This is a genomic window from Amycolatopsis sp. NPDC051371 (genome assembly GCF_040682155.1).
Classification (GTDB): domain Bacteria; phylum Actinomycetota; class Actinomycetes; order Mycobacteriales; family Pseudonocardiaceae; genus Amycolatopsis.
The window spans coordinates 20,993-41,560 of sequence record NZ_JBFBAG010000031.1; the positions used below are offsets into that span (position 1 = coordinate 20,993).

At 72.3% G+C, this 20,568-nt stretch carries 21 protein-coding genes; 17 read left to right on the forward strand and 4 right to left on the reverse strand.

Translation table 11 applies throughout. The features are described 5' to 3' along the window. Positions 1-72 precede the first annotated feature (72 nt). Positions 73-1,554 (reverse strand): phosphatase PAP2 family protein, encoded by a 1,482-nt coding sequence (locus AB0M59_RS32645; RefSeq protein ID WP_364622970.1) that lies wholly within the window; start codon positions 1,552-1,554, stop codon positions 73-75. 142 nt (positions 1,555-1,696) lie between these two features. Here AB0M59_RS32645 and pafA point away from each other — a divergent pair, with 142 nt between their 5' ends. Together pafA and AB0M59_RS32655 are read left to right on the forward strand one after the other, a co-directional pair. Then, positions 1,697-3,055 carry a Pup--protein ligase gene (gene pafA, locus AB0M59_RS32650; RefSeq protein WP_364622973.1) on the forward strand — a complete coding sequence of 453 codons (1,359 nt, stop codon included), beginning with the start codon at positions 1,697-1,699 and terminating at the stop codon, positions 3,053-3,055. Positions 3,056-3,118: 63 nt separating this feature from the next. After that, the gene (locus tag AB0M59_RS32655; RefSeq protein ID WP_364622975.1) at positions 3,119-4,144 is read left to right on the forward strand and encodes an oxidoreductase; all 1,026 of its coding nucleotides are present in this window, start codon (positions 3,119-3,121) and stop codon (positions 4,142-4,144) included. A gap of 187 nt (positions 4,145-4,331) precedes the next feature. Here the strand turns inward: AB0M59_RS32655 and AB0M59_RS32660 are convergent, their stop codons facing one another. Continuing rightward, entirely contained in the window at positions 4,332-5,030 is a 699-nt protein-coding gene (locus AB0M59_RS32660; RefSeq protein WP_364622977.1) for an SDR family oxidoreductase, read from the reverse strand. Between the two features lie 107 nt (positions 5,031-5,137). On the opposite strand from AB0M59_RS32660, the gene AB0M59_RS32665 reads away from it, so the two are divergent. The 7 genes from AB0M59_RS32665 to AB0M59_RS32695 all read left to right on the forward strand — a co-directional run bounded on the left by AB0M59_RS32665 (position 5,138) and on the right by AB0M59_RS32695 (position 10,045). Then, positions 5,138-5,551: a helix-turn-helix domain-containing protein gene (locus tag AB0M59_RS32665; protein WP_364622979.1), complete on the forward strand. Its 414-nt coding sequence runs from the start codon at positions 5,138-5,140 to the stop codon at positions 5,549-5,551. 10 nt (positions 5,552-5,561) lie between these two features. Further along, positions 5,562-6,545 carry a WYL domain-containing protein gene (locus tag AB0M59_RS32670; protein ID WP_364622982.1) on the forward strand — a complete coding sequence of 328 codons (984 nt, stop codon included), beginning with the start codon at positions 5,562-5,564 and terminating at the stop codon, positions 6,543-6,545. After that, on the forward strand, positions 6,542-7,522 hold the full coding sequence (locus AB0M59_RS32675; protein ID WP_364622985.1) for a WYL domain-containing protein: 981 nt from the start codon (positions 6,542-6,544) through the stop codon (positions 7,520-7,522). The genes AB0M59_RS32670 and AB0M59_RS32675 overlap by 4 nt, the downstream gene beginning before the upstream one ends. 10 nt (positions 7,523-7,532) lie before the next feature. Then, positions 7,533-7,745 carry a bacteriophage holin gene (locus AB0M59_RS32680; protein ID WP_364622988.1) on the forward strand — a complete coding sequence of 71 codons (213 nt, stop codon included), beginning with the start codon at positions 7,533-7,535 and terminating at the stop codon, positions 7,743-7,745. Positions 7,746-7,776: 31 nt separating this feature from the next. Then, positions 7,777-8,106 (forward strand): Sec-independent protein translocase subunit TatA, encoded by a 330-nt coding sequence (tatA, locus tag AB0M59_RS32685; protein ID WP_364622991.1) that lies wholly within the window; start codon positions 7,777-7,779, stop codon positions 8,104-8,106. 86 nt (positions 8,107-8,192) lie between these two features. Then, positions 8,193-9,164 carry a twin-arginine translocase subunit TatC gene (gene tatC / locus AB0M59_RS32690; RefSeq protein ID WP_364622994.1) on the forward strand — a complete coding sequence of 324 codons (972 nt, stop codon included), beginning with the start codon at positions 8,193-8,195 and terminating at the stop codon, positions 9,162-9,164. After that, a complete protein-coding gene (locus tag AB0M59_RS32695; protein WP_364622996.1) occupies positions 9,164-10,045 on the forward strand; it encodes a YegS/Rv2252/BmrU family lipid kinase in 882 nt (293 codons plus the stop codon). The genes tatC and AB0M59_RS32695 overlap by 1 nt, the downstream gene beginning before the upstream one ends. Here AB0M59_RS32695 and AB0M59_RS32700 read toward each other — a convergent pair. Further along, positions 10,042-10,617 carry a hypothetical protein gene (locus AB0M59_RS32700; protein ID WP_364622999.1) on the reverse strand — a complete coding sequence of 192 codons (576 nt, stop codon included), beginning with the start codon at positions 10,615-10,617 and terminating at the stop codon, positions 10,042-10,044. The two genes, AB0M59_RS32695 and AB0M59_RS32700, sit on opposite strands and share 4 nt — an antisense overlap. A gap of 179 nt (positions 10,618-10,796) precedes the next feature. Between AB0M59_RS32700 and AB0M59_RS32705 the strand changes: the two genes are divergently transcribed. From AB0M59_RS32705 to AB0M59_RS32720, 4 genes are all read left to right on the forward strand, one after another. Continuing rightward, positions 10,797-13,577 (forward strand): DEAD/DEAH box helicase, encoded by a 2,781-nt coding sequence (locus tag AB0M59_RS32705; protein WP_364623002.1) that lies wholly within the window; start codon positions 10,797-10,799, stop codon positions 13,575-13,577. A gap of 159 nt (positions 13,578-13,736) precedes the next feature. Then, positions 13,737-14,510 carry a DUF4333 domain-containing protein gene (locus AB0M59_RS32710; protein ID WP_364623005.1) on the forward strand — a complete coding sequence of 258 codons (774 nt, stop codon included), beginning with the start codon at positions 13,737-13,739 and terminating at the stop codon, positions 14,508-14,510. 72 nt (positions 14,511-14,582) lie between these two features. Beyond that, positions 14,583-15,785 carry a GNAT family N-acetyltransferase gene (locus tag AB0M59_RS32715; protein ID WP_364623008.1) on the forward strand — a complete coding sequence of 401 codons (1,203 nt, stop codon included), beginning with the start codon at positions 14,583-14,585 and terminating at the stop codon, positions 15,783-15,785. Positions 15,786-15,837: 52 nt separating this feature from the next. Next, positions 15,838-17,055, forward strand: a complete 1,218-nt coding sequence (locus AB0M59_RS32720; protein ID WP_364623011.1) for a GNAT family N-acetyltransferase — start codon at positions 15,838-15,840, stop codon at positions 17,053-17,055. Between the two features lie 5 nt (positions 17,056-17,060). On the opposite strand, the gene AB0M59_RS32725 is transcribed toward AB0M59_RS32720, so the two are convergent. After that, a complete protein-coding gene (locus AB0M59_RS32725) occupies positions 17,061-18,008 on the reverse strand; it encodes a 5'-3' exonuclease (RefSeq protein WP_364623014.1) in 948 nt (315 codons plus the stop codon). Positions 18,009-18,406: 398 nt separating this feature from the next. Between AB0M59_RS32725 and AB0M59_RS32730 the strand changes: the two genes are divergently transcribed. The 4 genes from AB0M59_RS32730 to AB0M59_RS32745 are packed head-to-tail and all read left to right on the forward strand — an operon-like array spanning position 18,407 to position 20,562. After that, positions 18,407-19,549 (forward strand): Xaa-Pro peptidase family protein, encoded by a 1,143-nt coding sequence (locus AB0M59_RS32730; protein WP_364623016.1) that lies wholly within the window; start codon positions 18,407-18,409, stop codon positions 19,547-19,549. Next, on the forward strand, positions 19,546-20,001 hold the full coding sequence (locus tag AB0M59_RS32735) for an Lrp/AsnC family transcriptional regulator (RefSeq protein ID WP_364623019.1): 456 nt from the start codon (positions 19,546-19,548) through the stop codon (positions 19,999-20,001). Before AB0M59_RS32730 ends, AB0M59_RS32735 begins: the two co-directional genes overlap by 4 nt. Positions 20,002-20,051: 50 nt before the next feature. After that, positions 20,052-20,276 (forward strand): hypothetical protein, encoded by a 225-nt coding sequence (locus AB0M59_RS32740; RefSeq protein WP_364623022.1) that lies wholly within the window; start codon positions 20,052-20,054, stop codon positions 20,274-20,276. Next, positions 20,263-20,562 (forward strand): hypothetical protein, encoded by a 300-nt coding sequence (locus AB0M59_RS32745; RefSeq protein ID WP_364623025.1) that lies wholly within the window; start codon positions 20,263-20,265, stop codon positions 20,560-20,562. The genes AB0M59_RS32740 and AB0M59_RS32745 overlap by 14 nt, the downstream gene beginning before the upstream one ends. Positions 20,563-20,568 lie beyond the last annotated feature (6 nt).

Sequence of the window (20,568 nt, forward strand, 5' to 3'; positions counted from 1 at the left end):
GGATCGCCCGCATCTCGATCAAGACGCTAGCCAGGGCTCGCTGTGGGTTCGTTGAGAGAAAGTAAGGAGTACTTAAAGGCGGTAGATGGTCAGGGCGCTGGGGCAGGACCGGAACCGGAACCGGTTGCCGAGCGGGCCGACCTCGCCGTCGGTGGCGACGCGGCGGTGGCCGTCCAGCAGCTCGACGTCCAGCTCGGGCACGTCGAGCTCGTGGTAGACGTGGCTGGCCGCGAGCGTGCGGGTGACCATCGCCAGCAGGAACCGGGCGCGCGAGTAGGGCAGGTCCGCGCGCAGGTAGCGGACGTCGAGCAGGCCGGTGTCGAGCGCGGGCCGCCGGCTGGGCGCGAAGCCCTTCGGCGCGTACGTGCCGTTGCCGACGAACAGCAGCCAGACCTGGGTCTGCTTGCCGTTGAGCCGCACGGTCAGCGGCCTGGCGTGGCGTAGCGTCCGGGCCAGCGCGATCGCGGCCGAGGGCCACTTGGGGTGCTTTTCCTGGAGCTTCTCGCGCAGCCGGACCATCTCCGGGTAGCCGCCGAGGCTGGCGGTGTTGACGAACCAGCGGTGCGCGGTGCCGTCGCCGCCCTCGATCTCGACTTCGCCCAGGTCGATGCCGACGGCGTTGCCGAGCTCGGTCGCCGCGTCCGCGTCGGGCATCGAGCTGACGCCGACGTCGCGGGCGAAGTGGTTGAGGGTGCCCGCCGGGATCAGCGCGAGCGGGAGGTCGCGTTCGGCGGCGACCGAGGCGACCGCGGCCACGGTGCCGTCACCGCCCGCGACGCCGAGCGCGCGGACCGTTCCTCGGGCGTCGATCTCGCTTTCGAGCTGGGTACGCAGGTCCTGGTCGGGGTCCGGGTAGAGGATCTCGGCCTTGGGCCAGGCGTGCCGGGCGTCGTCGGTGGGGTCCTGGCCGTCGATCCCGGACTTCGGGTTCACCAGCACGAGCATGTCGTCGCCGTCGACCATCTCGGGCGCGTCCGCGTCGTGGGCGGTCCGCCCCGGCACGTCGTCGTGCAGCGGCCACCAGTGCCGGGTCACCAGGCCCACGCCGACCCCGATGCCCAGGCCGACGCCGACGTCGGAGGGCCAGTGGACGCCCGTGTGGACGCGCGAGTAGGCGACGGCCAGCGCGAGGGGCGCCACCGCGAGACCGGCGCGGGGCGACTCCATCGCCACCGCCGTCGCGAAGGCCGCAGCCGAGGCCGAATGGCCGGACGGGAACGACGACGACGTCGGGCGTTTCCGCAGGCGGCGGTGCACGGGCACCTCCTCCTCGGCCGGTCGGCGGCGGGGGAACAGCGGCTTGCCGATCAGGTTCGCCGCAGCGCTGGCCCCGGCGATCGCCACGACCCCGCGCAGCGCGCCGCGCCGCATGGTGCCCTTCTGAACGGCCAGCAGCGCGGCGACGCCCCACCAGAGCCGGGACTTGTTCGCCGATCTCGACAGCGCCATCAGTGCGTCATCGGCTTTCGTGGCCGGGAGGGCGGCGCTGCGCCGGATGAGGGCGCGATCGGTGCGCCCGACCCGCCGGAAGGCCTGGATGAGCTGGTGTGTCAAGGAGTCGCCTTCCCCAAGTAGTCAAGAGCAGTGCTCCAATCGTGCCTGAATCGGGGAGATTTCACCGTCTGTGGCACACCGGGGGCGTGTCGACGCCCGAACGGCGCACCGTCGAAGGGGGTCCAGCGCCTACTCTGGTGGCATGCAGCGGCGGATCTTTGGCATCGAGACCGAGTTCGGGGTCACGTGCACCTTCCACGGACAGCGCAGGCTCTCGCCCGACGAGGTGGCGCGCTACCTCTTCCGGCGGGTCGTGTCCTGGGGACGCTCCTCCAACGTGTTCTTGTCGAACGGCTCCCGGCTCTACCTCGACGTCGGCTCGCACCCCGAGTACGCGACGGCCGAGTGCGACGACCTCGTCCAGCTGGTGACGCACGACAAGGCCGGGGAACGGATCCTCGAGGACCTGCTGGTCGACGCCGAACGGCGGCTCGCCGACGAAGGCATCGGCGGCGACATCTTCCTGTTCAAGAACAACACCGACTCCGCGGGCAACTCCTACGGCTGTCACGAGAACTACCTGGTGACCCGCGCGGGTGAGTTCTCGCGGATCGCCGACGTGCTGCTGCCGTTCCTGGTGACCCGGCAGCTCATCTGCGGCGCCGGCAAGGTGCTGCAGACCCCGCGCGGCGCCGTGTACTGCCTCTCCCAGCGTGCGGAACACATCTGGGAGGGCGTCTCCAGCGCGACCACCCGGTCCCGGCCCATCATCAACACCCGCGACGAGCCGCACGCCGACGCCGAGCGCTACCGGCGCCTGCACGTCATCGTCGGCGACTCGAACATGGCCGAGCCGACGACCATGCTCAAGGTCGGCTCGGCGAACCTCGTGCTCGAGATGATCGAGGCCGGCGTCCAGTTCCGCGACTTCACGCTGGACAACCCGATCCGGGCGATCCGCGAGATCAGCCACGACCTCACCGGCCGCCGTCAGGTGCGCCTGGCCGGCGGACGCGAGGCCTCGGCCCTGGACATCCAGCGCGAGTACTACGCCCGCGCCGTCCAGCACCTCAAGGACAACGGCTCGAGCGCGGCGAACGACCGCGTCATCGAGCTGTGGGGCCGGGCGCTGGACGCGGTCGAGCAGCAGGACTTCGGCAAGATCGACACCGAGATCGACTGGGCGATCAAGCACCGGCTGGTCGAGCGCTACCGGCACAAGCACGACCTGGACCTGTCCAGCCCGCGGATCGCGCAGCTCGACCTGGCCTACCACGACATCCGCCGCGGCCGGGGCATCTTCGACCTGCTCCAGCGCAAGGGCCTGGTCCGCCGGGTCACCGACGACGGCGAGATCGAGGCCGCCAAGGACACCCCGCCGCAGACCACCCGCGCGAAGCTGCGCGGCGACTTCATCGCCGCCGCCCAGGCCGCCGGGCGCGACTTCACGGTCGACTGGGTGCACCTGAAGCTCAACGACCAGGCCCAGCGCACGGTCCTGTGCAAGGACCCGTTCCGCTCGGTCGACGAGCGCGTGGAACGCCTGATCAGCTCGCTCTAGTCCGCACCGCCCGCCCGGTGAACCCTACGAAAGTCGCCGGGCGGGTGCGGCAGGATCTCCCGCATGCGTGTCGTGCTGCTCGTGTGCGCCCTGCTGGTCTCGCTCGCGGTCCCGGCATCGGCGGGTGAGCACCTGCCGAAGTGGGAGCTGACGCCCACCGGCGTCACCGCCCAGTTCCGCGGCCTGTCCGCCGTCAGCGCCCGCGTCGCGTGGGTCAGCGGCACGCAGGGCACGGTCCTGCGCACCACCGACGGCGGGACGAGCTGGAAGTCCGTCGGCCCGCCGGACACCGGCACCCTCGAGTTCCGGGACATCGAGGCCTTCGACGCCGACCGCGCCGTAATCCTTTCGATCGGCCCCGGCACCGACTCGCGCGTCTACCGGACCGACGACGGCGGCGCGCACTGGCGCCAGACCTTCCAGAACACCGACGCGGCGGCGTTCTACGACTGCCTCGCCTTCTTCGACCCGTGGCGCGGCCTCGCGATGAGCGACCCCGTCGACGGCCGCTTCCGCGTGCAGGCCACCTTCGACGGCGGCCGCAGCTGGCGCCAGGTCCCCGACAGCGGCTTCCCGCCCGCGCTGCCCGGTGAGGCCGGTTTCGCCGCCAGCGGGCAGTGCATCACCACGGCGGGGCCGTTCGACGCCTGGCTCGCCACCGGCGGCGGTGCCACGGCGCGCGTCCTGCACTCCGGCGACGGTGGCCGGCACTGGACCGCGTCCGCCACGCCGTTGCCGAGCAGCCCGTCCGCGGGCGTGTTCGCCGTCGCCTTCCGCACCCCCGGCGAGGGCGTGGCGATCGGCGGCGACTACGCGAACCCGACCGCGCCCGGCCCGGCCGTCGCGCTGACCAAGGACCGCGGCCGCACCTGGCGCACCCCGGAGCAGTACCCCGCCGGGTACCGCTCCGGGCTGGCCTGGCGCGGTGGCTCCGTGCTCGCCGTCGGCCCGGGCGGCAGCGACCGCAGCCCGGACGGCGGCCGGCACTGGACGTCGTTCGACTCCGGCAGCTTCGACAGCGTGGACTGCGCCGGGATGGCGTGCTGGGCAAGCGGCGTCCAGGGGCGTGTGGCCCGCCTGAGCCGCTAGTGTCGCGCGTCCGAGGTTCGTTGACGGCTCGGCGGCGAGGGCGAGCGTCTTGAATGAATCATTCAGGTCTTCGGAGGTCTTGAATGACTCATTCAAGACCTTTGTTACGGGCTACCGAGCCTGGTCCGGGCTCGGCGAGCGCCCCGGCTCCAGCGGCCCGAACGTCCACAACTTGCCACGCGCGACACTAGAGGACCTGGCCGGTCGGGCGGACCATGATCTCGTTGACGTCCACCGACGGCGGCTGCGACAGCGCGTAAAGCACGGCGCGGGCGATGTCGTCCGGCTCCAGGTGGGGCTTCTTCCGCTGGTCGTCGGTGAGGATGTCGGTGTCGGTGATGCCGGGGTTGATCAGCGTGACCCGCACGCCGGTGCCGACGGCCTCCTCGCGGATCGCGCCGGCCATCCCGGTCACCGCCCACTTGGTCACCGAGTACAGGCTCGCGTTCCGGATGTAGCGGCCGGCGACCGAGCCGGTGATCAGCAGGTGCCCGGACGACTCCTTCAGCGCGGGCAGGGCGGCGCGGGCGGTGTAGGCGGCGCCGAGGACGTTGGTGCGGACCATCTCCTCCCACGCCCGCGGGTCGGGGTCGTCGGTGCCGAAGAACGACGTCCCGACGCCGATGCCGGCGTTGGCGAAGGCCGCGTCGAGCCGCCCGAACCGCTCGACGGCCCGCGTGACGGCGCCGGAGATGCTCGGCCAGTCGCCGACGTCGGCGCCGAGTGCGAGGGCTTTGTCCTCGCCGAGTTCGGCGGCCAGCGACGTGACGGATTCGGACTTGCGAGCCACGAGGGCGACCTTGAACCCGGAGGCGGCGGCGAGGCGCGCGGTGGCGGCGCCGAGACCGCGGGAGGCGCCGGTGATGAGAAGAACGCGATCATCCATGCCCCCCAGGCTAGGGAGGATGCGCGGCGCCGGCATTCCCCGCGCACGTTCGGGGAGCTACTCTCCATCGGGAAGCGCGTCGCCGACCGCACGAGGAGGTTCGCCCGGTGCCCACCCCCGCCGCGGAACGAGGGCAGTTCGACGCCTACCTCGCGGCCTGTCCCACCCGGAAGCTCCTCGACGAGATCGCCGGCAAGTGGGTCAGCCTGATCCTCGTCGCGCTCGGTGACGGCCCGCAGCGCTACAGCGACCTTTCGCGGCGCATCGCCGGGGTCAGCCAGAAGATGCTCACCCAGACCCTGCGGGTGCTCGAACGGGACGGGCTGGTGCGCCGCGAGGTGACCCCGTCGGTGCCCGTCCGCGTCGACTATTCCCTTACGCCGCTGGGGGAAAGCCTCCGCGCGCTGATGGCCGGGTTCAAGGACTGGGCCGAGACGAACTTCGCCGCCGTGGACGCCGCCAGGACCGATTACGACGCGCGCACACCGGACCTCACGATCGGGCCGGGCGGCGCGGGCTAGGCTCTACCGGGTGTCCACCGCACGCGCCGAACGGCTGGTCAATCTGGTGCTGGCCCTCCTGTCCACCCGGCAGTACCTCACTGCCGAGCGGATCCGCGGCATCGTGCCCGGATACGGCGACGCGGCCAGCGACGACGCCTACTTCCGGATGTTCGAGCGGGACAAGACCGAGCTGCGCGAACTCGGCATCCCGCTCGAGACTGGCCGCAACTCCGCCTTCGACGCCATCGAGGGCTACCGCATCGCCCGCCGCGACTACGAACTCGGCGAGATCGACCTCGCCCCCGACGAGGCCGCCGCCGTCGCGCTCGCTTCCCGGCTGTGGGACTCCCCGGAGCTGACCGGGCAGGCGCAGGGCGCGCTCGTGAAGCTGCGCGCCGCCGGCCTGGAGGTCGACGACCAGGCCCCCACCATCGTCGAGCCGCGCGTGCGCGCCGAACCCGCGTTCGGGCCGCTGCTGGCCGCGGTGCAGAACGGCCAGGCCGTCCGCTTCGAGTACCGCCGCAGCGGCTCCCCGGAACGCATCATGCGCACCCTGGAGCCGTGGGGCGTGGTGTCGTGGCGGGCCCGCTGGTACGTCGTCGGGCACGACCGCGACCGCGGCGCCACCCGCTGCTTCCGCCTCTCGCGCGTCACCGGCCAGGTCCACCCGGTCGGCAAGCCGGGCGCGGTGCAGCGCCCCGAGGGCGTCAACCTGCTCAAACTCGTGTCGGTGACGGGGGAGTCCGAACCGTCGCCGGTCACCACCGCCCGGCTCTGGGTCGCCGACGGCCGCGCCGCCGGGGTCCGCCGCCGCGGCACCGTCCTGGGCCGGTGCGTGATCGACGGCGAAGAGGGCGACCTCGTCGAGATCGGGCTCTACTTCCCGGAGTCGGCGGCCGACTGGATCACCGCGCAGGGCCCCGACGTCGTCGTGCTCGAACCCGACGTGCTGGCCAAGAGCGTCCAGGACCGGCTCGAAGCCGTCGTGGCCCGGCAGGGGAGCGGCCGGTGAGCGGGTCGACCGACCGGATGCCGCGGCTGCTCGCGCTCGTGCCGTACCTGCTCGCGCGCCCCGGCGTCCGCGTCGACGACGCGGCGCACGACTTCGACGTCACGCCGAAGCAGCTGCGCAAGGACCTCGAGCTGCTGTGGATGTGCGGGCTGCCCGGCTACGGGCCCGGCGACCTGATCGACCTGTCCTTCGAGGGTGACACGATCGTCGTGACCCACGACGCCGGGATGAACCGCCCGCTGCGGCTCACCGGCGGCGAGGCCACGGCACTGCTGGTCGCGCTGCGGGCGCTGGCCGAGACGCCGGGCGTGCTCGACGGCGACGCCGTCCGCCGCTCCATCGCCAAGATCGAGTCCGCGGCCGGGCAGGCCCAGCCCGCCGGCGTGGTCGTCGGCGGCGGGGTGCGCGAAGGCAAGAAGACCGCGCGGACCCGCGAAGAGGTCGCCCGGGCGCTGCGGGACGGGCGGGCGCTGCGGATCCGCTACTACACCGCGTCCAAGGACCAGATCACCGAGCGCACGGTCGACCCGATGCGGCTGCTGATCGTGCAGGCGGTCGGCTACCTGGAGGCCTGGTGCCGCCGTGCCGAGGGCGTCCGGCTGTTCCGGCTCGACCGGATCGACGAGCTGACGGTCCTCGACGAGCCTTCGCGCCCGCCCGCGCACGCCCATCCGACCGATATTTCCGAGGGTGTCTTCCGGGAGCGTCCCGACCAGCGGGAAGCGGTGCTGGTCCTCGACCCGGACGCACGCTGGGTAGCCGAGTACTACCCGTGCGAGGAGCTCGACGAGCTCGAGGGCGGCCGGCTGCGGATCCGGATGCGCTACGCCGACCAGTCCTGGATGGTGCGCCTGGTGCTGGGTCTGGGCGGAGAAGCGCTGGTGGAGAGCCCGGCCGACCTCGCGTCGGACGTCGGCCGCCGCGCCGCCGGCGCGGTGGCCCGAGCCCGTCACCTTCCGTCAACCTGCGACCACTAGGGTGATCGACGTGCCGTACCTGCCCACCGTCGTGCTCGTCGCGATCGGCCTGCTGCTGCTCGTGGTCCTCGTGGTGCGGACCGCCAAGGTCTTGCGTGGTTTCAAGCAGACCGCAAGCATGGTGGCTACGAACACCCAGGACCGGGCGGGGCTCGTCCGCGCCCGGTCGGCCGCGCTGCGCGTCGCCTTCGCGGAGCGCCGCCGGAAACCGGAAAACCAGTAACATCCCTACCAGACGCAGATAGGAGGCCATCTTGTTCGCCAACGGATTGCAAGGATGGCATTTGATCATCTTGGTGCTGCTCGTCGTGCTGCTGTTCGGGGCCAAGCGGCTTCCCGATGCGGCGCGGTCGATCGGCAAGTCCATGAAGATCTTCAAGGCCGAGACCAAGGACCTCGCGGGCGACAAGAGCACCTCGCACGAGGACGCCGAGCCGGTCGAGACGAAGCAGATCCCGGCCACGCCCGCCCCCGTGACGCCGCCGGCCGCCGCGACCGACCAGCAGGTCGCCGACCTGCAGCGGCAACTCGACGAGCTGAAGAAGCAGCAGGCCGCCGACCAGCCGCAGAAGAACGCCAGCTGAGCGGCTGAAGCCACACCCGGTCCCTGGTCCACGGAGCGCGCCGGTCCGGCGCGCTCCGGCGGACTCCGACGAGAACGGAACATCCCGTGGCGGAACCCGCCTCCGGAAACGGTGACAGCCGCCGGTCGAAGCGGCGCAAGCGCAGCCGTCGCCGGAACCCCGACGGCACGATGACGCTCATCGAGCACATCTACGAGTTCCGCCGCCGTCTCGGCTTCGCGATGCTCGCCGTCGTCGTCGGCGGCATCCTCGGCTTCATCTGGTTCAGCACCAAGGTGGGCCCGATCCCGTCGCTCGGCGAGATCGTCAAGGCCCCCTACTGCGCCATCCCGGCCGGTCGGCGGCTCGACGGCGAAGCGGGCTGCCGCCTGCTGCAGACCGTGCCGTTCGAAGCGTTCATGACGCAGCTGAAGGTCGGTATCGCGGCGGGTGCCGTGCTGCTGTCCCCGGGGTGGCTGTACCAGATCTGGGCGTTCATCGCGCCCGGCCTGTACTCCAAGGAACGCAAGTACGCGCTGACGTTCGTCGGCTTCGCGTCGGTGCTGTTCGCCGCCGGCGCCGTGCTCGCCTACATCCTCTTCCCGCACGCGCTCGAGCTGCTCATGGGCTTCGGCCAGGACGAGTTCGTCACCGCGCTGACCGCGGACAAGTACATCTCCTTCATGCTGTCGCTGCTGATCATCTTCGGGATCAGCTTCGAGCTGCCGCTGCTCGTTGTGATGCTCAACCGCGTCGGCGTGGTCAAGTACCGGCAGCTGAAGAAGTGGCGCCGCGGCATCGTGTTCGGGCTGTTCGTCTTCGCCGCCTTCGTCACGCCCGGGTCGGACCCGTTCTCCATGCTCGGCCTGGCCGGTGCGCTGACCCTGTTGTTCGAGTTGTCCATCCAGATCGCCCGCGTCCACGACCGCAAGAAGGACCGGGAACGCCACGACGAGGGCTGGGACCAGCTCGACGACGACGAAGCCGCGCCGTTCGAGTACACGCCGAGCAAGGTCGACGACGAGCCGTCCGCGCCGACCGCGTCCGGCGGCCGCTCGGCGACCGACGACATCACGTAGTGGGGATCCACGCCGCGCTCGCCGTGCACCCGGCTTCGGGGCACGGCGCGGCCGCGCGGATCGCGGACACCGTCGCCGAGCGGCTGCGCACCGCCGTCGACCGGCTCGACGTGCTGGTCGCCAACTCCGTCGAAGAGTCCCGCGAACTGATGCGGACCTCCCACGACGCCGGTCTCGACGTCCTGATCGTCCTCGGCGGCGACGGCGCCGCGCACCAGGGCGTCCAGTTCTGCGCGAACCACGACGTCGCGCTCGGCCTGGTCCCGGCGGGCACCGGCAACGACTTCGCCCGTGCCCTCGGCGTCCCCGGCGAGCCCCTGCTCGCGGTCGAGGCGCTGGTGGCGGCGTGCAAGTCGGGCGCCCGGCGGCGCATCGACCTCGGCCGGGCCGGCGACACGTGGTTCGCGACGGTGCTGTGCGCGGGCTTCGACGCCAGCGTCAACGAACGCGCCAACCGGCTGCGCTGGCCGTCCGGGCCGCGCCGCTACGACGTCGCGATCCTCGCCGAACTGGCGGCGTTCCGCTCCCGGCCGGTGGTGGTCGACACCGGCACCGAACGTCTCGAGCTCGACGCGACCCTGGTGGCCGTCGGCAACACCCGCTTCTACGGCGGCGGCGTTCCGATCTGCCCGACGGCGGACCCCGAGGACGGCGTCTTCGACGTGACGGTGGTCGGCGACGTGACCCGCCGCGGCCTCATCCGCATGCTGCCGGGCCTGCGCACCGGCAAGCACCTCACGCACCCGGCGGTCCGCACGCTGCGCGCCCGGTCGGTCTCGCTGACGGGCAACAGCTGGCCGGCCTACGCCGACGGCGAGCCGCAGGGGACCGTGCCGGTGACCGTCACCTGCGTCCCGGGCGCGCTGACGGTCCTGGCCTAACGCTCGTAGCCGCCGGCCCGCGCCACCAGCTGCCGGAAGTGCGCCGGCGTCAGCAGCCGCCCCGCGTCGGTGAAGTAGACCCCGCCGCAGCGGTGGCAGAACCACCCCTGCTCCCACAGCTGCGTCGCCGCCGGCACCCCGCGCCGCTGCCGCCGGTGTACCCGGACCCGCCGGACGTAGAGCCACACCAGCACACCGGCCGCGACGAACACGCACAACGACGGCAACGAGATCAGCGCGACCCCCAGCACCCGCGAAGCCGGTCCACCCGGCGGCGGATCGTCCACCGCCGACAACGGAAGCAGCAGGAAACAGCTCCCCACCAACGCCAGCACGATCACCGCCGCCACCAGGCCACCACCGCGGCGCGGGGGAGGGAAGGGGTCCAGCGACCGCGCCACCGCGGTCACCGAAACCCCGCTGACCTGGCTGTTCGTGTAAAGCAGACCGTCCCCGGCCGGAACCGCGACCACCGAACCCCGACCGCGGAAGAACGAGTGCCCGCCGTGGTAGACAGCGGGCACGTGCTGCACCTGGTCCAGCTGTCCGCAGCTCGGACACGGTTCGGTCATGCAGCCTCCGACGCCGCCTTACCCACCCCGGTTCCACCCCGCCACTCAAGTGTATAACGACCTATACGGCGGCCGAACGCGGTGATCACCGCGCCGCCTTGCTCGATCGAAAAAGAAGCACGGACGGCCGACCGTCACGCCGCGTGCGAACTGTCGGGGGGATGTGAAACCCTGACGAGGTGGCCAGTAGCCCTTCTCCCTCCCCGGCCGAGGCCTATGCGGCCTCGGCGCGCCGAGGGAAGTACCCCCAGCTGACGCGCTTCGCGGCGGAAGCGTCCTTCGAGTTCGACGAGTTCCAGATCCGTGGGTGCGAGGCCCTCGAGGGCGGTCACGGTGTGCTCGTCTGCGCGCCGACCGGGGCGGGGAAGACCGTCGTCGGCGAATTCGCCGTGCACCTGGCGCTGGCCGAGGGCCGCAAGTGCTTCTACACCACGCCGATCAAGGCGTTGTCGAACCAGAAGTACGGCGACCTCGTCGCCCGGTACGGCCCGGACGCCGTCGGCCTGCTCACCGGTGACACCTCGATCAACGGCAACGCGCAGGTGGTCGTGATGACGACCGAGGTGCTGCGCAACATGCTCTACGCGGGGTCGTCGACGATCACCGATCTCGGCTACGTGGTCATGGACGAGGTCCACTACCTGGCCGACCGGTTCCGCGGGGCGGTGTGGGAAGAGGTGATCCTGCACCTGCCCGAGCACGTCCGGGTGGTCGGGCTGTCGGCCACGGTCAGCAACGCCGAGGAGTTCGGCGAGTGGCTGGTCGAGGTCCGCGGGGACACGACCGTCGTCGTCGACGAGCACCGGCCGGTGCCGCTCTGGCAGCACATGCTCGTCGGAAACCGGCTGCTCGACCTGTTCGCCGGCGAGGACGTCCACGCGCCGGGGGCCGAGCTGCGGATCAACCCGACCCTGCTGCGCCGCACCGAGGAGATCGGCCGCCAGTACGCGCCCGCCGGCTTCCGCGGCGGGCCGCGCGGGCGGCGGGGTCCCCAGTCGCGGATGCCGCGGTTCCGCCCGCCGTCGCGGGTGGAGGTCGTCGAGCAACTGGACCGGGCCGGGCTGCTGCCGGCGATCGTGTTCATCTTCTCGCGCGCCGGCTGCGACGCCGCTGTCGCGCAGTGCGTCCGGTCGGGGCTGCGGCTCAACGGACCGGACGAAGTCGACCAAATCCGCCGGATCATCGAAGAGCGGACATCGGGCCTGCCCGAGGGCGACCTGGGCGTGCTCGGGTACTGGGAGTGGCGAGACGCCCTGGAACGCGGGATCGCCGGTCACCACGCCGGGTTGCTGCCGGCGTTCAAGGAAACGGTCGAGGAGCTGTTCGTCCGGGGCCTGGTGAAGGCGGTGTTCGCCACCGAGACGCTCGCGCTCGGGATCAACATGCCCGCGCGCACCGTCGTGCTCGAGCGGCTGGTCAAGTACAACGGCGAGGCGCACGTCGAGCTGACGCCGGGGGAGTACACCCAGCTGACCGGGCGGGCCGGGCGGCGCGGTATCGACGTCGAAGGCCACGCCGTCGTGGCGTGGCAGCCGGGGGTCGACCCGAAGCAGGTCGCGGGGCTCGCCTCGACGCGGACCTACCCGCTGCGGTCGTCGTTCCGGCCCGGCTACAACATGGCGGTGAACCTGGTCGCCCAGGTCGGCGCGGCCGAGGCCCGTGAGCTGCTGGAGCAGTCGTTCGCCCAGTTCCAGGCCGACCGGTCGGTGGTCGGCACGGCGCGGCGGATCGAGCGGAACAAGGAAGCCCTCAAGGGCTACACGGCCGCGGTGACCGGGGACTTCGACGAGATGCTCGAGTACGTCGAGCTGCGCGCCAAGCTTTCGGCGCGGGAGAAGGCGTTGTCGCGGCAGAACACGGCGGTGCGCCGCGCCGGGACGGCCGAGTCGCTGGAGAAGCTGCGGAAGGGCGATGTCATCGCCGTTCCCGCGGGCCGGCGGGCGGGGCTGGCCGTGGTCGTCGACCCGGGGCTCGACCCGATCCGCGAGCCGCGTCCGGTCGTGGTGACCGAGGACCGGTGGTCGGGGCCGCTGTCGGTGGCCGACTTCCCGGCTCCGGTGGAGGCGCTGGGGCACATCAAGCTGCCCAAGCACATCGAGCTGCGCTCGCCCAAGACCCGCCGGGACATCGCCTCGACGCTGCGCAGCGCCGGGATTTCGTTGCCGGGCCGGCAGAAGCGGCGGTCCGGCGCGAACGAGGACGGCGAGCTGGCGGCGTTGCAGCGGGCCCTGCGCGCGCACCCGTGCCACGGGCTCGCCGAGCGTGAGGCGAACCTGCGCTGGGTCGAGCGGTACCAGCGTCTGACGGCGGAGAACCAGCAGCTGGAACGGAAGGTCGCCGCGACGACGCACTCGCTGGCGCGCGCGTTCGACCGGATCCTGGCGCTGCTGGGCGAGCGCGGCTATCTCGGCCCGGAGTCGGCCGGCGACGGCGAGGACCGCGTCACCGAGCACGGCCGGCGCCTGACCCGGCTCTACAGCGAGTCGGATCTGCTGGCCGCGGAATGCATCCGCCACGGCGTGTGGCGCGGGCTCGCCGCGGCCGAGCTGGCCGCGGTCGTTTCGACGCTGGTTTTCGAGGCTCGCCGGGACACCGCGGGCGAGCCGAGGCTGCCCGGCGGTGCGGTGCCCGAGGCGTGGCAGGAGACGGTGAAGCTGTGGGTGGACCTCACCGAGGACGAGCGGCGGCACCGGCTCGACCGCACCCGGGAGCCCGACGCGGGGTTCGCGTGGCCGGTCTACCGCTGGGCGCGCGGCGAGTCGCTGGAGAAGGTGCTCACGGCGGCCGAGGCCAACGGGCAGGAGCTCTCGGCGGGTGACTTCGTGCGCTGGTCGCGTCAGGTGATCGACCTGCTCGACCAGATCCGCGACGTGCTCGGGAAGGGCGATCCGGTGGGTAAGACGGCGGCCGACGCGGTGAAGGCGCTGCGGCGGGGCGTCGTCGCCGCGGGTGCCGCGTGAACTCCGTGTTAGGCCTGCTCGCCGGCGGGGCAGGCGGTGGGCGTGGACACGTGTGCTCGGCTCCGACCTGTGGTTGGATCGCCTGCAGGACCGTGTGTACGCGGCTTTACAGCGGTTTCGGGTGGACAGCGAGATGAGCGAAGCAGGCGGAGGCAGAAGATGAGCACGCCGTATGGCGGCAACGACCCACAGCAGCCCCAGTACGGGCAGCAGCCGGGCGGCGCGTACCCCCCGAGCGGCCCGCAGGAGCAGCCGCAGTGGGGCCAGCAGCCGCCTTCGTACGACCCGAACCAGCAACAGCAGTGGGGTGGTCAGCAGCAGCCCCCGCAGCCGCCGTACGGCCAGCAGCCCGGGGGGTACACGCCGCCGCAGCAGCCGCAGTGGGGTCAGCAGCCGCCGCCCTACGGCCAGCAGCAGCCCGGCGGTGGTTACCCGCAGAGCGGCCCCCAGGCTCAGCCGCAGTACGGGCAGCAGCCGGGCGGGGCGTACCCGCAGAGCGGGCCCCAGCAGCAGCCGCAGTACGGCCAGCAGCCACCGCAGGGCCAGTACGACTACGGCCAGCAGCAGCAGTTCCCCGGCCAGGGCGCGCCGGAGGGCGAGCAGCCGGCGAAGTCGAAGAAGGGCCTGCTGATCGGCATCGTCGTGCTGGTCGTGGTGGTGGCCGTGGTCGGCATCCTCGGTTTCGTGGCGCCCGGGTTCTTCAAGACGCAGGTCTTCAACAACACCCAGATGCAGACCGACGTCCAGAAGCTGCTCACCGAGACCTACAAGATCGACGGCGTCACCGGTGTCACGTGCCCGGCCGAGCAGAAGGTCGAGGACGGGGCGAAGTTCGAGTGCACCGCGACGATCGCGGGCAAGCCGCAGCAGATCCCCATCACGGTGAAGGGTGACGGCGGGAACTACGAGGTTTCCCCGCCCGCCACGAAGTAGCTGTGCGCACGAGGTCCGGTCGCCGCGGAATTGCGGTGGCCGGACCTCGTCGTTTCCGGAGATGATCCGGGGATGAGCGACTTCGAGATCCGGACGCTGCGCGACGACGAAATCCGCGGGGCGAGTGACCTCTTCCGCGCGAGCCTGCACGTACCGCCGAGCGACGACGCCGACTGGGAGCGGGCGGCGCGCGCGTACCAGCCCGGCCGGACGATCGGGGCGTTCGACGCCGGGCTCATCGGTACCGCGCGGTCCTTCGACGCCGAGCTGACGGTCCCGGGCGGGGCGCGCCTGCCGATGGCCGGGGTCACCGGGGTCGCCGTGCGCGCGGACCGGACGCGGCGGGGCGTGCTGCGGGCGTTGATGGCGGCGCAGCTGGCGGACTTCACCGCACGCGGGGTGGTCTTCGCGAGCCTGCTCGCCTCGGAAGCCCGGATCTACGGCCGGTTCGGGTACGGGCTGGCCTTGCGGCACCGCACCTACAGCGTCGACCGGCACCGCGCGCGGCTGAGTCCGGCCGCGCCGGTGGACGGGGAGGTCCGGCTGCTCGAGCTGGACGAGGCCCTGGAGGTCTGTCCCGGCGTCTACGAGCGGCTGGCGGGCCGGCCGGGGAAGATCTCCCGGCCGGAGGTGATGTGGCGGCTCTACGAGAACCACGCCCGCCGCAGCACCCAGCCGGTCCGGGCCATCGTGCACCACGGCCCCGACGGGCCGGACGGCTTCGCGACCTACTTCGTCGACGGCCTGCAGGCGCACCCGTGGACGAAGAACCTGCACCTGGTGGACATGTTCACCGGCACGCCGGCCGCTTTCGCCGGGCTTTGGAGGTTCCTGCTGGGCATCGACCTGGTCGACCGGATCGTCGCGGAGGCCCGTCCGCTCGACGAGCCCATCGAGCTGATCCTCGAAGACCACCGGCTCAGCACCGTCGACCGTGTCGGCGACGAGCACTGGATCCGGCTCGTCGACGTCCCGGCGGCGCTGGCCGGCCGCGAGTACGGAACCGCCGGGCCGGTCGTCGTCGAGGTCGACGACCCGCTGCTGCCCGCCAACAGCGGCACGTACCGGATCGGCCCCGGCGGCGCCGAGCGCACCGGCGAGCCCGCGGCGCTCCGCCTCGACGTCACCACCCTCGCGATGGCCTACTTCGGCACGTGGCGGCCGTCCGCGCTGGCCGGTGCGGGCCGGATCGAGGTCCGTGATCTGGACGCCCTGGCGAACGCCGACGTGCTCTTCGGGACGCGGGTGGCGGCGTGGAGCGGCACGCACTTCTGAGCCACCGGAAATGGAGATGCCCCGGCCGGGGGCGGACGGCAAGATCGGTGGCATGACCGACTTCGACGTCCGCCCCGTGACCGAGGACGAGCGGCGCGGCACCCTGGACCTGCTGGGCCGCTCGCTGCACACCAACCGGATCAGCGACGAATCCTGGGTGCAGTACGGGGTTTCGTGGCCCGCGGCGCACAAGTTCGGCGCGTTCGACGGCGGCACCCCGATCGGGATCGCCAGCTCGTTCGACACCGAGATCGCGGTACCCGGCGGTGCGGTCCTGCCGCTGGGTGCGGTCGACGGCGTCGGGGTCCGCGCCGATCGCACCCGCCGCGGGGTCCTCACCGCGATGATGGCGGTGCAGCTGGCGGACTTCGTCTCGCGCGGAATTCCGCTGGCCGCGCTGCACGCCAGTGAACCCACCATCTACGGCCGGTTCGGTTACGGCTCGGCCGCGCTCGGCAAGACCGTGTGGCTGCCGAGGCCCGCGGCCCGGCTCCACGACCGCGTGCCGGCGGGCGGGGACGTCCGGATGCTCACGCCCGAGGAAGCCCTGAAGGAGATTCCCGGGCTGTACCAGCGGATCGGACTGCACCGGGCCGGGATGATCGGCCGGCCGGCGGAGTGGTGGCCGATCGCGCACGACCGTCTCGTCGGCCCGAAGGGCAGCTACGTCGTCGCCGTCCACAGTGGACCCGGCGGCGACGACGGGTTCGTCGTGTACGACACCGCGGACCGCCGCACCCTGGAGTCACCGGACGAAGGCGCCGTGCTGAAGGTCCGGGAGCTGCACACCGCGGACCCGGTGGCCCGCGCCGCGCTGTGGCGGTTCCTGCTGTCGATCGACCTCGTCTCCGGGGTGCGTGCCCGCTACCGCCCGGTCGACGAGCCGCTGGCCGCGATGCTGGCCGACCACCGGCACGCCCGCACGACCGATGTCGAGGACGACCTGTGGCTGCGGGTGGTCGACGTGCCCGCCGCGCTCGGCGCCCGGACGTACCGGGCGGGCGACCCGGTGGTGCTGGCGGTGACCGACCGGCACCTGCCGGCCAACACCGGGCACTACGAGGTGACGCCCGACGGTGTCCGTCGCACGGACGCCGAGGCGGACCTGGCGCTGGACGTCGACACCCTCGGCATGCTCTACCTGGGGGAGTGGCGCGCAACCGCGCTGGCCGAAGCCGGCCGGATCACGGTGCGCGACCCGGCTGCCCTCGGCCGGGCGGACGAGCTGTTCACCACCCTTGCCGCGCCGTGGTGCGGCACGCACTTCTAGGAGCGCTAGGCGCCGGGCAGGGCCTTGAGCAGCCGCTCGACGGATTGGCCGAGGTTCCACCGCTCGGCCAGCTCCGCCACGCGGTCCGGGTCGGCGGGCGTCGCGGGCACGGTGTCGGGGCGGGACTGCTCCACCGGCGCGTCGACGGCGACCCGGACCACGGTCGGCGCGACGGCGAGGTAGTCGGCGGCGTCGGCCAGCCGCAGCCGCGTCTTGAGCGGGACGCGGGGGTCGCTCGCGGCCGACGCCTTCAGGAGCGCGTCGAGGCTGCCGAACTGCGTGATCAGCTTCGCGGCGGTCTTCTCGCCGATGCCGGCGACGCCGGGCAGCCCGTCGGACGGGTCGCCGCGCATCATGGACATGTCCGCGTACGCCGGCCCGGCGGTCTCGCGGGGGAGGCTGTAGCGCTCGGCGATCTCGGCGGGGCCGAGCACCTCGGCCTTGGCCCAGCCCTTGCCGACGTAGATCACCGACGCGGGCGTCGGTTCGGTGCGCACGAGCTGGAACAGGTCCCGGTCGCCGGTGATCACCTCGACGGGGTCCTTCTTCTCGCGGGTGGCCAGCGCGCCGATGACGTCGTCGGCCTCGTAGCCCGCCGCCTCCGCGGTGGCGAACCCGAACGCCTCCATGAGGTCGAGGATGATCGGGACCTGCGGGGTGAGCGTGTCGGGCACCTCTTCGACGTCCGGGCTCGCGCCGGACGTCTCCTCGGCCACCCGGTGCGCCTTGTAGCTGGGCAGCAGGTCGGTGCGGAACTTCGGCCGCCAGTCCGCGTCGAGGCAGCACACCAGCCGGGCCGGGTGCCGGTCGGTGAGGATCCGCGCGATCGTGTCGGCGAACCCGCGCACGGCGTTGACCTGCGTCCCGTCGGCGGCGCGCATCGAGTCGGGCAGGGCGAAGAAGGAACGGAAGTACAGGCTCGCGGAGTCGAGCAGGGCAAGGGATCCGGTCACCCGCACAGCCTGCCACGCCCGGCGGGTGCCGAGGGGCAAGCCACGCGCACGCGGGCACGCGGGGAGATGCTACTGGGGGAGACACACTCGGCTCGGCGAGCCCGCGGCCAGGGGCGCGGCCAGGGAGGGTGGGTCATGGGGCGCGGGCTCGCCAGGCGGGGAGTTGTACGGGCAGCGAGAGCCGGGGCAGCGGGCCTGCCCGGTGCCTATGGCATGGCGGAGTGGCGTGCCGGAAGGCGTGGGCCGGCGGCGAGAGCCAAGGGGGCAGGCGTCCCGAGGGACCTGCGCCGGCACCGTGGGGGAGCGGCGGAGCCGGACGGGGAGCCGCGTCACCCGGACCGGCATGTCGTGGGCCCGGGCGGGCGGACCACCCGGCCCGCCCTACTAGGCTCGCCCTCATGTCGCGCCGTTCCCTCCACACGCCCGCCCCCGACGCCGCCGCCCTCCGCGCCCGGCTGGACCGCGCCCGCTCCGCTGCGGCCGCCGCGGACACCGATGCCCTGCTGATCGCGCCCGGTTCCGACCTGCGCTACCTCATCGGGCAGGCCGGCGGCTCGTTCGAGCGCCTCACGACTCTCGTCGTCCCGGCCGACGGCACTCCCGCGCTGGTCGTGCCGAAGCTGGAGGCGCCCGGTTACGCGGACGTCCCGACCGACGAGCTCGGCGTCGAGCTGCTCACCTGGGTGGACGGCGACGACCCGTACGCGCTCGTCGCGGACCGGCTCGGCAAGCCCGGCCGCGTCGCGGTCAGCGACTTCACGCCGGCGCTGCACGTCCTGGCCCTGCGGGCCGCCCTCGGTTCGGCCGAGCAGACGCTGGCCGGGCCGGTGGTGCGGGAGCTGCGGATGCGCAAGGACGCCGCGGAGATCGCGTCGCTGCGGGACGCCGGCGCGGCCATCGACCGCGTGCACGCCCGGGTCCACGAGTGGCTGCGGCCCGGCCGCACCGAGGCCGAGGTCGGCGCCGACATCGCCGCGGCCATCGTCGAGGAAGGCCACGTCCAGGCCGACTTCGTGATCGTCGGGTCCGGCCCGAACGGCGCGAGCCCGCACCACGACGTCTCCGACCGCGTCATCGAAAAGGGTGACGTCGTGGTCGTCGACATCGGCGGCCCGCTGCCGGCCGGCTACAACTCCGACTCGACCCGCACCTACGCGGTCGGCACCCCGCGCGACGCCGACGTCGTCGAGACCTACGCCGTGCTGCAGCGCGCCCAGGCCGCCGCGGTGGCCGCGGTCAAGCCGGGCGTCACGGCCGAGGCCGTCGACGCGGCCGCGCGCGACGTCATCGCCGGGGCCGGGTTCGGCGAGTACTTCATCCACCGCACCGGCCACGGCATCGGCTTGGACGTGCACGAGGAGCCCTACATCATCGCCGGGAACGCGCTGCCGCTGGAGCCGGGCATGGCCTTCAGCGTCGAGCCGGGCATCTACCAGCCGGGCCGGTGGGGCGCCCGGATCGAGGACATCGTCATCGTCACCGAAGACGGCGTCGAGTCCGTCAACAACCAGCCGCACGAGCTCGTCGTGCTGAACGCATGACGCCCGGTGGCCTGGAGCCGCTGGACCAGTCGATCGTCCAGGAGCTCGCGGCCGACGGGCGGCGCAGCTTCACCGACCTCGCCGAGCGGGTCGGGCTGTCGGTGTCGGCGGTGCACCAGCGGGTGCGCCGCCTCGAGCAGCGCGGGGTCATCCTGGGCTACACCGCGCGGCTCGACGGCGAGCAGATCGGGCTGCCGCTGACGGCCCTGATCTCGCTGACGCCCAACGACCCGGGTGCGCCGGACGACTACCCCCAGCGGATCCAGCACATCAAGGAGATCGAGTCGTGCTACTCCGTGGCCGGCGACGAGTCCTACATCCTGCTGGTGCGCGTCCAGTCGCCGCTGGCCCTGGAGGACCTGCTGCGCCGGATCCGCGAGGCCGCGAAGGTGTCGACGAGGACCACGGTGGTGCTCTCTACGCCGTTCGAGGGACGTTCGCCGACGTTCTGACCTCGGCGTCCCGCTGGTATCAGAACATGGGCGCTGGTACGGTAAAAGGTATGGCAACACGTAAGGTCACTCTTTCGCTGGACAGCGGCGCCTTGGACTTCGCCGAACGCGCCGCGAAAGCACACGGGATCTCGGTCTCGTCCTGGCTGTCGAAGGCGGCCAGGCGCGAGGCGGTTCGCACGGGCTACACCCCGCAGAAGCCGGAACCGGCCGTCGCGGAGTTCGACGAGGCCGAGCGCGCGGCGGCGGAGAAGGATCTGCGTGCGCAGGGGTGAAGTCTGGACGTACCACCCCCCGACCGAACCGGCCCGGCAACGCACCGTGGTGCTGCTGTCCTCGGACGGGGTGAACGAGTCCGAGCGCCCCTGGCTGCTCGGCACCGAACTGCTCGAACGCGACCCGCAGGACATCCTCGGCGTGGCGATCGACGCCCGGTACTGGGTCTCGACGCTCAACCTCACCCGGCTCTACCGGCCGTGGTTCGACGAGCGCATCGCCGAGATCGACATGGACGTCCAGGAGCGCATCGACATCGCCCTGCGAGCCGCCCTCGATCTTTAAGTGTAT

Excerpts from the sequence above, each read along its gene's own strand:
- AB0M59_RS32720 (WP_364623011.1), top strand. The coding sequence starts at position 15,838 with ATGACCGACTTCGACGTCCGCCCCGTGACCGAGGACGAGCGGCGCGGC.
- AB0M59_RS32740 (WP_364623022.1), top strand. The coding sequence starts at position 20,052 with ATGGCAACACGTAAGGTCACTCTTTCGCTGGACAGCGGCGCCTTGGAC.
- AB0M59_RS32710 (WP_364623005.1), top strand. The coding sequence starts at position 13,737 with ATGAGCACGCCGTATGGCGGCAACGACCCACAGCAGCCCCAGTACGGG.
- AB0M59_RS32715 (WP_364623008.1), top strand. The coding sequence starts at position 14,583 with ATGAGCGACTTCGAGATCCGGACGCTGCGCGACGACGAAATCCGCGGG.
- AB0M59_RS32735 (WP_364623019.1), top strand. The coding sequence starts at position 19,546 with ATGACGCCCGGTGGCCTGGAGCCGCTGGACCAGTCGATCGTCCAGGAG.
- AB0M59_RS32730 (WP_364623016.1), top strand. The coding sequence starts at position 18,407 with ATGTCGCGCCGTTCCCTCCACACGCCCGCCCCCGACGCCGCCGCCCTC.
- AB0M59_RS32655 (WP_364622975.1), top strand. The coding sequence starts at position 3,119 with ATGCGTGTCGTGCTGCTCGTGTGCGCCCTGCTGGTCTCGCTCGCGGTC.
- AB0M59_RS32660 (WP_364622977.1), bottom strand. The coding sequence starts at position 5,030 with ATGGATGATCGCGTTCTTCTCATCACCGGCGCCTCCCGCGGTCTCGGC.
- pafA (WP_364622973.1), top strand. The coding sequence starts at position 1,697 with ATGCAGCGGCGGATCTTTGGCATCGAGACCGAGTTCGGGGTCACGTGC.
- AB0M59_RS32700 (WP_364622999.1), bottom strand. The coding sequence starts at position 10,617 with ATGACCGAACCGTGTCCGAGCTGCGGACAGCTGGACCAGGTGCAGCAC.